This is a genomic window from Micromonospora sp. NPDC093243 (assembly GCF_044753725.1).
Lineage (GTDB): Bacteria > Actinomycetota > Actinomycetes > Mycobacteriales > Micromonosporaceae > Micromonospora.
The window spans coordinates 318944-329163 of record NZ_JBIVNT010000006.1 but is presented as its reverse complement, the minus strand read 5'-3'; the positions used below and the strand labels follow the sequence as shown (position 1 = coordinate 329163).

Genomic DNA, 10220 nt, shown 5'->3' with positions numbered 1-10220 from the left:
ATGGTGATTCGGACACTGGTTCCTCCCAGGACCTGGCAACGTTGTCAGATCGTCGCGGGATGTGTCACGGGTGTCAAGACTTCGTGTCTGCCGTAAATCACCCGCGTTTCCGCACCTTTCCGGCACCCACGCGAGTCATGGAGGGCGGCGTGACCGGCGGTATGGTTCTCGCGTGACCAGCGCCCCCGGCCGCGCGAAGCGGCCCACCATGGTGGACGTGGCGGCGCGGGCCGGGGTGAGCCTGAAGACCGTCTCGCGGGTCGTGAACAACGCCCCCTACGTGCAGCGGGAGCTGGCGGAGCGGGTGCTGGCGGCCGCGACCGAGCTGGGCTTTCGCCGCAACCACCTGGCCAGCTCGCTGCGCTCCGGCCGGACCACGGCGACGATCGGTCTGCTGATCGAGGACATCGCCAATCCGTTCTACGCCACCATCGCCGGCGCCGCCGCCGAGGTGGCCCGCCAGCACGACACGATGCTGATCATCGCCAGTTCGGAGGAGGAGCCGGAGCGGGAACGGGAGCTGTTGTCCGATCTCTGCGCCCGCCGGGTCGACGGCCTCCTCGTGGTTCCGGCCGGCGACGACCACTCGTTCCTCCGGGCCGAGGTGGAGCTCGGCATTCCGGTGGTCTTCCTCGACCGGCCCGCGGGCGGGTTGCCCGCCGACACCGTCCTGCTGGACAACCGGGGCGGCGCCCGGAGCGGGGTCGCCAGGCTGATCGAGGCGGGGCACCGCCGGGTCGCCATCCTCTTCGACTCGACCAGCGTCTACACGATGCGCGAGCGACTCGCCGGCGCCCGGGAAGCGCTGGCCGCGGCCGGTGCCACGGCGGACGACGACCGGCTGATCCGGGGCGGCGTGCGCGACCCGGAGACGGCAGCCCGGGTGGTCGGCGAGCTGCTCGACCAGCCCGACCCGCCGACCGCCTTCTTCAGCCTCAACAACCGGATCACGCTCGGCGCGGTGGAGGAACTGCACCGGCGCGGCAGCGATGCCGCCCTGCTCGGCTTCGACGACTTCGACGTGGCCCGCCTGCTGCCGTACCCGCTCACCGTGATCGCGTACGACACCCGCAAGCTGGCACGCACCGCCGCCGAGCTGCTGTTCGGGCGGATCGAGGGCGACCGTTGCGCACCACGTAGCCTGCTGATCCCCACCGAACTGGTCGCCCGGGGCCTGCCCGCCAGCTGAGCCGCCACCCCCGCGCCCACCTCCGCTCCCACCCCCACCCCCGCTCCCACTCCCGGTGATCAAGAGGCTTGCGTCATATCCCGGCCGGATCCTGACGCAAACCTCTTGATCAACTACGTGGGAGTGCGGCCGCGTCTGGATTCGGAGCCTCGCCGCGGCGGGGTGCGCCATACCGCCACAGGCCCCCTTCACCTCTCCGTGCGACTCTGCTTAGAATGACAATCGTTTTCAAGTAGAGAGGACTGAGATGTGACGTCACCAGTCGCACCCCTCGACGCCGCCGCCTCGGCGGCCGCCACCCGCCCCTCGCTGACCGTGCTCAGCGGCTTCTGGCCGACGGCGACGTACGCCATCGCCCGTACCCTGCTCGCCGCGGACCCGTCCCTGCTGCTGGTGCGGCACGACCTCGCCGACGTCCGCCAGGGCGGCGTGCACCGGGTGGTACGCGACGCGGCGGGCATCCTGGAGGACGAACGGATCACCCTGGCCCACGGCTGCGTCTCCTGCACCCTGCGCGAGGACGTGCTGCCCACCCTGGCCCGGCTGGCCCGCACCCACCCCCACCGGGACCTGGTGCTGATGCTGCCCGAGGTGGTCGAGCCGGAGGCGGTCGCCGCCGCCTGCGCCCACTGCCTCGTCGACGGGTCGCCGATCACCGATGAGCTGCACATTGACTCGTACGTCACCGTGGTCGACGCCGAGCACCTGCTCGACGGCCTCGCCAGCACCGACGACCTGAAGACCCTGGGCGTCCACGCCGCCGACGACGACCACCGGGCGCTGGCGGACGTCGTGGTCCGACAGATCGAGTACGCCGACACGCTCGTCCTGTGGGGACGGTCCCGCGAGGGGGCGTACGACGACAGCCGGCTGTCTGTGTTGCTGCAGCGATTGGCGCCGTGGGCGGCCCAGGTACGCGTCGACGGGGACCTCGTCGACGCCGACGAGCTGACCCGCCAGCTGCGCGACACCCGCCGGCACCGGCCGGAGACGCCCGCGGTGCTGGCCCGGGGTCTGGAGGGTCACACCCTCGGGGTACACGAACCGCACTCCGACTGCGGGGTGGTCTCCGCGGTCTTCCGCGCCCGCCGACCGTTCCACCCCCGGCGACTGCACGACGTGCTCGAGGACGTCAACGCCGAGGTCGTCCGCTCCCGCGGTCACCTCTGGCTGGCCAGCCAACCCGACGCGGTGCTCGCCTGGGAGTTCGCCGGCGGGGGCCTCACCATCGGATCCTTCGGCCGCTGGCTGGTCGCCCTACCCGACGCGTACTGGGACGAGGCGTCCGACCACCGGCGGCTCGCCGCGGCGCTGGACTGGGACCCCTACTACGGCGACCGCCACCAGCACCTGGTCTTCATCGGCCTGGACCTCGACCCGGTGGACCTGCACCGCACCCTGACCGCCTGCCTGCTCAGCGACGCCGAACTCGCCGACGGCGAGGACGTCTGGCGGACCTACGACGACCCGTTCGCAGACTGCTTCCCGCTCGCCGACCTCGTTGCCGACCGCACCGACAGCCCTGGAGACCTCGCCGCATGAAACCCGGAATCCACCCCCGCTACCAGCCGGTCGTGTTCCGCGACCGCGCCGCCGACTTCGCCTTCCTCACCCGCTCCACCGCCACCAGCGACCAGCGCGTCGAGTGGCGCGACGGCAACACCTACCCCGTCATCGACGTGCAGATCTCCGCTGCCAGCCACCCGTTCTGGACCGGCCGGCAGCGGCTGCTCGACACCGCGGGCAGGGTGGAGAAGTTCCGCGCCAAGTACGCCCGACGCGGGCCACGGCAGCCCGGCTGAGCGCGCGGCGACGGAACCGGCGGCCCCGGCACCGTGCCGGGGCCGCCGCCTGACAGCGCACCCGGGCCCCCGGCGGGTACCTCAGGAGGTCTCGCGGGCCACGGCGCGGCCGTTGGTCCGCGTACCGAACCGGTTGTGATCGCCGGCCTCTCAGCCGGCTGCGGGAATCGCGTAGAAGGCGCTGGGGTCCGCGGCGAGCGAGGCCTTGACCTGGGCGCTCCACTCGTCGGCGACGACCTCCAGCTTGCCGGCCTCGACGCCGTCGAGAGCGAGTCGGGCCACCACCGCCGGGTCGATCTTGTCGCCCTCGAACTCGGCAGACATGTCGGTGTCGGCGAGACCCAGATGCAGACCGGTCACCAGGGTGCCCTGTGCGGCCAGTTCGAGTCGGATGCCGTTGGTCAGGCTCCAGCCGGCCGCCTTGCCCACGCCGTACGCGTTGGCCCCGTCGTAGGAGAACCAGGACATCGCGGAGAGCACGTTGAGGATCGCCCCACCACCGTTGCCCGCCAGCACCGGCGCGAAGGCCCGCGCCATGCCGAGCGGACCGTAGAGGTGGGTCTCCAGCTCCAACCGGATCCGGTTCAGGTCCCCGTCGATCAGGTTCGTCCAGGTGTTGATGCCCGCGTTGTTGATGAGCAGGTCGACGTCGGGCGCCGCCACGGCGGCCGCCTCGACGGACCGCGGGTCGGTGACGTCCAGGCGCAGCCGCTCGACCCCGGGGAGGTCGATCCGCTCCGGATCGCGCGCCGTGGCGTAGACCTTCGCCGCGCCCCGCTCGAGCAGTTCCCGGGCGAAATGCCGGCCGAGGCCACGGTTGGCGCCCGTCACGAGCGCTACCGAACCAGAGATCCGCATGACTACCTCCAAGGCTTGGCTTCCGGTACGCGAGCTACGCTAAAACCTCACGTGGACGTGAGATGCAAGTCGTGTGGCCGGCGTCACCAGCCAGGAGGAGGAACCGTGCGGATCGGTGATCTCGCCGCGGAGACCGGCGTGTCCGTACGCGCGCTGCGCTATTACGAGGAGCAGTCTCTGCTGATCCCGGCGCGCACCAGCGGCGGCCAGCGCCACTACCCGGACAGCGCGGTCGACCGGGTGCGCCTGATCCAGACGCTGTACGCCGCCGGCCTGCCCAGCAGGACCATCCTCGACCTGCTGCCCTGCGTCGACGCGAAGGTGAACACCCCGCAGTCCCGCGCGCTGCTGCACGCGGAACGCGACCGCATCGAGCACCAGATCAGCCAGCTCACCGAGGCCAGAGACCGACTGAACGCGGTCATCGTCTTCAGCGAGAGCCCGGCCAGCGGCTGCACCCGGACGGACGCCACCGCGCCGTAGCCGACGCGAAGCGCCACCCGATGCGTAGCCGGGGCAGCGGCGCACGCTCGCCGTACTGGCGTGGCACATCGTCCGCTGTCATCATCACCGGCATGCCCGTTGCCCGTCGTACGCTGCTCGGGGCCGGCCTGGCCGCCGCGACCACCGCCGTCACCGGCTGCGGCGGCAACGACGAGCCCGGCTTGGGTCAACCCGGTGACGCGGCCGCCGTGACCGATGCCGCCGGGAACAGGGCCGGGTTCGGCTCGGCCCGGAGCAGCCCGCCGGGCACTCCCGCCGCCGGCGGCGACGCGGCGCCGGGGAGCCAGGCCCGCTACGCGCCGGACGTGACCGCCCTGCTTCGGCGGCATCTGCCCGCCACACCGCAGGCCCTCCGGCACCGCGGCTTCCCCGGCGCGGTCGCTCTCGTCCTGGTCGACGGGAAGACGACGGTGCACACCGCGGTCGGGGAGGCGCTGCGCTACGCGGCCGGTCCGAAACTCCTCGCGACGAGACAGCGCGTCCCGATGCGCCCGGACTCCATCTTCGACCTTGCCTCGGTCACCAAGGTCTACACCGCCATCCTGCTGCTGCAGCAGGTCGACAAGGGGCGCGTCGAACTCGACGCGCCGGTCCGGAACTACCTGCCCGGCTTCACCGGCGCCGGCAAGGACCGGGTCACCGTCGAGATGCTGCTCACCCACACCGGCGGCCTCCCGGTCGGCGCCAAGGTCACCGGCCTGGCCGACAACACGGCCCGCTGGAACAGCGTGCTCGCCACCCCGCTGATCTCCGGCGCGACGCCGGGGCGCACGTTCCGCTACTCCAGCGTCGGTCTCATGGTCGCCGGCAGGATCGTCGAGAAGGTCACCGGCCAACGCCTCGACCGAGCCCTCAAGGCCAACCTCACCGGGCCACTCGGCCTTCGGGGCACCGGCTTCAGCCCCGACACCTGGCTGTCGACCAGCGCCAGGGCCACCCGCCTGGTCGCCACCGACGCCCGGTCCTCGCGGGGTCTGCTCCGCGGCACCGTCCACGACGATGTCGCCAACCACCTCGGCGGCGTCGCCGGGCACGCCGGCGTCTTCGCCTCCGCCGCCGACCTCGCCGTCATCGGGCAACTCCTCCTCGACGGCGGCACCTACCAGGGCAAGCGCATCCTCGCCGCCAGCACCGTCCGGCGGATGCTGACCAACCACAACGCCGGCAAGCCCGCCGTCGACCCCGAGCGCCCCAACCGCACGTCCGCCCACGGCCTCGGCGTCGTCCTCGACCAGCCCTGGTTCATGGGCCGGCTCGCCTCCCCCCGCGCGTTCGGCCACACCGGCTTCGCCGGCCCGTCGCTGCTGGTCGACCCCGACCGCAAGCTCGTCCTCGCCCTGCTCACCAACCGAGCCCACCCGAACTGGAGTTGGGCGGACCCCGATCCGGTCCGCGCCGCCGTCGGCGACCTGCTGGCCAGAGCCGTCAGCTGAACGCAGCACCGGCCACCGCGACACGTCGACGCTGCCCGCACGGCGGGCCTCGCCACCCTGCCTGACGGGTGGCGAGGCCCGGTCGCGGATCAGCAGTAGAGGTTGGCTCCGGCTCCGACGCCGAGGATGCCGACGAACTGCTGGTACTTGGTGACGCGGCTCTGCACCTGCGCGGGGTTGCCGCCGTTGCACTCGATCGAGCCGTTGATGCTGCGGATGGTCTCGCCGAACCCGGCACCGGTGACCATCGCGTTGTGGGCGGTCATCGTGCCAGGGCCGTTCTGGGTCATCCAGTACCAGATGGCGGTCTTCCAGGCCACCGCGGCGTCGTTCTGCACCAGCCACGGGTTGGTCAGCAGGGGCAGCCCGAGGGCGTTCCCGGCGGCGTTGTAGTTGAAGTTCCAGCTCAGCTGGATCGGCCCGCGACCGTAGTAGGCGGCCTGGCCGGCGGGGCAACCGTAGGGCTGGCCGGGGTCGCAGTAGTGCGGGTAGTTCGCGGTGTTCTGCTCCACGATGTGGACGAGCCCGCCGGTCTCGTGGTGCACGTTCGCCAGGAAGGCCGCCGCCTCCTGTCGTTGGACCGTGGCGCTGCCGGTCTTGGTGAACGCCGAGTAGGCACTGAGCGCGGTGACCAGCCCGGAGTACGTGTAGAAGGAATTGCGGCCCGGGAACATCTGGTTGAACTGCGCCTCGCTGACCACGAAGCCACCGGGGTTGGTGGGCGGCGGGGTGGTCGGCGGTTGGCCCCCGCAGGTGAAGGGCTCCCAGTACCAGGTGCTGATGACGGGGTCGTAGCCGGGATTGTCGTGCTCGGCGATGTAGTACTGGCCGTTGGTGTACCGCACGACGCTTCCGGTGGCGTACCAGGTGCCGGCGACCCAGTTCGGGTAGGTGCAGCTTCCCCCGGGCGGCGGCGTGCTGCCGCCTCCGCAGGCTCCGAGGTCCTGCCAGACGCCGGTGGTGCCCGGCGGCGCCTCGTTCTGGGTCCACCACTTGGCCTGGTAGTTGCGGCCGTTGTGGGAGACCTGGACGCCTCCGGTGTAGACGGCCGACGACTGCCACGGCGCCGCACAGGCCGCGGCCGATGCGGGGGTCGACGGGATGATCGCCACCAGCGCGCCGGCGACGACCAACGCCGCAAGCGCGACCAGGGCGCGAAGTCTCGACATGTGATCACTCCTTTCTGGGAACACCACGGCCGACGGCCAGGGGGTTACATCGACAGGAGTGACTGTAACATCTTCTGTTCACAATCCTTACTATTGATTCGGCGGGGACTCTCCTCGCGCCTCGGCAGCCGTCGCGGGGTCGGTCAGCGCAGCCGCCGGGCGGTGAACCTGGCCGGCGGATCGGCGATCGCGTCCTGAGCGGCAACCAGCTGGATCTCCCGGGTGCCCGCCGCGAGGGTCGCCTCGAGAACGGCGAAGACCGAGGCGATGGTGCGTTCCAGTGCCGTCGCGGGCGAGCCCGTCGTCCACAGATGCGCGAGGTACAGCGCCGCGGTGACGTCGCCGCCGCCGTTCGGGTTGATCGGCAGCAGCGGCGTGGTCACCGCCCAGGCACCCTCGTCCGAGACGGCCACGACCTCCAGCGACCCCGTGGGCACGTCGTCGTGGAGCACGCTGGTGACCAGGGCGTGCCGCGGCCCCGTCGCGCGCACCACGTCGACCGCCGCCAGCACCTCCGTCAAGGAGTTCGTCCTACGGCCGGCGAGGAAGTCCAGCTCGAAGTGGTTCGGGGTGATGATGTCCGCGCGTGGGACGACGACGTCGCGCAGGTACTCCGGGATGCCGGGCCGGACGAACATCCCGCGTCCGACGTCGCCCATCACCGGGTCGCAGCAGTACACCGCCTCCGGGTTGGCGGCCTTGACCTTGTCCACCGCGTCCAGGATCACCGCGCCCATCGTCGGGTCGCCCTGGTAACCCGACAACACCGCGTCGGCGCTGCCGAGGACTCCGCGATCGGCGATACCCGCGATGACCTCGGCCACGTCGTCCGGGGCCAGCAGCGGCCCGCGCCACGCACCGTAGCCGGTGTGGTTGGAGAAGTGGACCGTCAGCACCGGCCAGACCTCGTGGCCGAGGCGCTGGAGGGGGAAGGTGGCCGCGGAGTTCCCGACGTGGCCGTAGGCGACCGAGGACTGGATGGACAGGATCTTCACCAGCCCATCATGGCGGTTCCCGCCGCCGCCACCCCTACCACCTGCCACTTCTGTCGGATGACCCACTTCGGGCACCTAGATCTCGATGCGCGAGCCCATGATGACCGTTCGTTCCCGCGGTAGGCAGAAGTGCTCGGCCGCGTCGGCGGTGATGTAGGAAGTGGCGATGAAGAGCCGCTTGCGCCAGGGCGCCATCGTCGGCCTGTCGCCGGCCCGAAGCTCGATCTTCGACAGGAAGTAGGACGCCTCCTCCAGCTGGAGCTGACCCTCCGTGGCGGCCGGGTCGAGCGTCCGCAGCAGCTCGGGCACGTCCGGGGACTCCATGTAACCGAAGCGGGCTGTGACGTGGGTGATCCCGTCGTCGGCGTAGCCGAGGTCGTCGACGGTGATCCGCCGGTCCGGAGGAACGCGGGGCACCGGCTCGGTCTCGATGGAGAGGATCAGGACGTGCTCGTGGCGCACGTGGTTGTGCTCGACGTTGGCCCGCATCGCCAACGGCGCGGTCTGCTTGCCCCGGTTGAGGAAGACGGCGGTGCCCGGGGCGCGCAGCGTCGAGGACCTGCTGTCGCGCAACTCCTCGACGAAGTCGCGGAGCGATCCCTCGCTGCGTTGGCGATCCTCGGTGACGATCGCGCGGCCCCGCTGCCAGGTGGTCATGATGGTGAACGCCGTGAGGCCGATGAGCAGCGGCAACCACGCGCCGTGGAGCAGCTTGGTGACGTTGGCCCCGACGAACAGCAGGTCCACCGCCAGCAGCGGGATGGCGCCGAGGCCCAGCAACCACAGCGGAACGTTCCATCGCCAACGACCGACGTAGAAGAAGAGCAGGGTGGTGATGGTGATGGTGCCGGTCACCGCCATACCGAACGCGAAGGCCAGTGCCGTCGAGCTGCGAAACGCGAACACCAGGGTGAGCACGGAGACCAGCAGCAGCCAGTTGATCCATGGGACGTAGATCTGGCCCACCGTGGACTGCGAGGTGTGCGTGATGCGTAGCCGGGGCAGATAGCCGAGCTCAGCCGCCTGCGACGCGACGGAGTACGCCCCGGTGATCACGGCCTGGGAGGCGATCACCGTGGCGGCGGTGGCCAGCAGCACCAGCGGAAGCCGCCCCCAGCCGGGCACGAGCAGGAAGAACGGGCTGCTGATGTTCCCCGGGTCGGCCAGGATCAGCGCGCCCTGACCGAGGTAGCTCAGCACGCACGCGGGGAACACCAGCGACAGCCACGCCCGGGTGATCGACCGGCGGCCGAAGTGCCCCAGGTCCGCGTACAACGCCTCGGCCCCGGTGACCGCGAGCACGATCGCGGCCAGGGCGAAGAACGCGATGCCGAAATGGCCGGCCAGGAAGTGCAGCGCGTACGTCGGCGACAGCGCCTTGAGGATGGCCGGGTTCTCGGCGATACCGGCGATACCGGCGATGCCGATGGTCACGAACCAGAGCATCATCACCGGCCCGAACAAGCGGCCGATGGCTGCGGTACCGCGCCGCTGCACCAGGAACAGCGCGATGATGATCACCGCGGTGATCGGTATGACGAGCTCCTGCAGCGAGGGCTCGACGACCTTGATGCCCTCGATCGCGGACAGCACCGAGATCGCCGGCGTGATCATGCTGTCGCCGAAGAACAGCGCGGCACCGAAGATGCCCAGCGCGGCCAGTACCGGAGCGGCTCGCTGGCCGCCGCGGGCGTTCATCCGCCGCAGCAGCGTGATGAGGGCCATGACGCCGCCCTCGCCGTCGTTGTCGGCGCGCATCGCGAGCAGCACGTAGGTGACGGTGACGATGATCATCACCGACCAGAACACCAGGGACACCACGCCGAACACGTTCTCCGTGCTGACCGGGACGGGATGCGGATCGCTCGGGTTGAACACGGTCTGCAGGGTGTAGATGGGGCTGGTGCCGATGTCACCGAACACCACCCCGAGCGCACCGACCACCACCGCGAGGCGCACCGTCTCACGTGGAAGCGGAGCGCGGGGCCGCAACGACCGTGATGCCGGTCCCCGAACCGGCCTACCCGGTTGCTGCCCTTCGCTCACGGCGATCCTCCCCGCGCCGGCCACCAGCCGCCGCGCGCCCCACCCGTCCTCGGCCGGCTCGACATGCGGACATTACCGGCAGAAACGCGCCATACGTGGCCGGTCCCGTCGATTCATGCAGGCCTTGGTGTCGGCGGGCGTCCCGGACGGACGGGTCGGGTCCACCGCCACCATCGCCCGGTGCGGCCGCCGCCGGCGTGCACGCCGGCGGCGGCCGTCACGAT

General features: G+C 71.0%; 9 protein-coding genes. 5 read left to right on the top strand and 4 right to left on the bottom strand.

The features are described 5' to 3' along the window. Positions 1-208 precede the first annotated feature (208 nt). From ACIP9D_RS22170 to ACIP9D_RS22160, 3 genes are all read left to right on the top strand, one after another. Positions 209-1189 carry a LacI family DNA-binding transcriptional regulator gene (locus ACIP9D_RS22170; RefSeq protein WP_350877444.1) on the top strand — a complete coding sequence of 327 codons (981 nt, stop codon included), beginning with the start codon at positions 209-211 and terminating at the stop codon, positions 1187-1189. Between the two features lie 249 nt (positions 1190-1438). Next, positions 1439-2731 carry a GTP-binding protein gene (locus ACIP9D_RS22165; RefSeq protein WP_350877421.1) on the top strand — a complete coding sequence of 431 codons (1293 nt, stop codon included), beginning with the start codon at positions 1439-1441 and terminating at the stop codon, positions 2729-2731. Beyond that, positions 2728-2991 carry a type B 50S ribosomal protein L31 gene (locus ACIP9D_RS22160; protein WP_350877422.1) on the top strand — a complete coding sequence of 88 codons (264 nt, stop codon included), beginning with the start codon at positions 2728-2730 and terminating at the stop codon, positions 2989-2991. The genes ACIP9D_RS22165 and ACIP9D_RS22160 overlap by 4 nt, the downstream gene beginning before the upstream one ends. Before the next feature lie 150 nt (positions 2992-3141). Here the strand turns inward: ACIP9D_RS22160 and ACIP9D_RS22155 are convergent, their stop codons facing one another. After that, positions 3142-3849, bottom strand: a complete 708-nt coding sequence (locus tag ACIP9D_RS22155; protein WP_350877423.1) for an SDR family oxidoreductase — start codon at positions 3847-3849, stop codon at positions 3142-3144. A gap of 105 nt (positions 3850-3954) precedes the next feature. On the opposite strand from ACIP9D_RS22155, the gene ACIP9D_RS22150 reads away from it, so the two are divergent. Then, positions 3955-4332: a MerR family transcriptional regulator gene (locus ACIP9D_RS22150; RefSeq protein WP_350877425.1), complete on the top strand. Its 378-nt coding sequence runs from the start codon at positions 3955-3957 to the stop codon at positions 4330-4332. Between the two features lie 92 nt (positions 4333-4424). Beyond that, a complete protein-coding gene (locus ACIP9D_RS22145) occupies positions 4425-5786 on the top strand; it encodes a serine hydrolase domain-containing protein (RefSeq protein WP_350877427.1) in 1362 nt (453 codons plus the stop codon). Between the two features lie 89 nt (positions 5787-5875). Here the strand turns inward: ACIP9D_RS22145 and ACIP9D_RS22140 are convergent, their stop codons facing one another. From ACIP9D_RS22140 to ACIP9D_RS22130, 3 genes are all read right to left on the bottom strand, one after another. Further along, complete coding sequence (locus ACIP9D_RS22140) at positions 5876-6955, bottom strand: glycoside hydrolase family 19 protein (protein WP_350877429.1); 1080 nt, start codon at positions 6953-6955, stop codon at positions 5876-5878. A 143-nt stretch (positions 6956-7098) separates the two neighbouring features. Further along, positions 7099-7950 (bottom strand): pyridoxal kinase PdxY, encoded by an 852-nt coding sequence (gene pdxY, locus ACIP9D_RS22135; RefSeq protein ID WP_350877431.1) that lies wholly within the window; start codon positions 7948-7950, stop codon positions 7099-7101. 75 nt (positions 7951-8025) lie between these two features. Next, positions 8026-9909, bottom strand: coding sequence for a KUP/HAK/KT family potassium transporter (locus ACIP9D_RS22130; RefSeq protein ID WP_350877433.1), 1884 nt, complete (start codon positions 9907-9909; stop codon positions 8026-8028). Positions 9910-10220 lie beyond the last annotated feature (311 nt).

Coding starts and splice junctions, on each gene's coding strand:
- ACIP9D_RS22170 (WP_350877444.1), top strand. CDS start 209: ATGGTGGACGTGGCGGCGCGGGCCGGGGTGAGCCTGAAGACCGTCTCG.
- ACIP9D_RS22160 (WP_350877422.1), top strand. CDS start 2,728: ATGAAACCCGGAATCCACCCCCGCTACCAGCCGGTCGTGTTCCGCGAC.
- ACIP9D_RS22155 (WP_350877423.1), bottom strand. CDS start 3,849: ATGCGGATCTCTGGTTCGGTAGCGCTCGTGACGGGCGCCAACCGTGGC.
- ACIP9D_RS22145 (WP_350877427.1), top strand. CDS start 4,425: ATGCCCGTTGCCCGTCGTACGCTGCTCGGGGCCGGCCTGGCCGCCGCG.
- ACIP9D_RS22140 (WP_350877429.1), bottom strand. CDS start 6,955: ATGTCGAGACTTCGCGCCCTGGTCGCGCTTGCGGCGTTGGTCGTCGCC.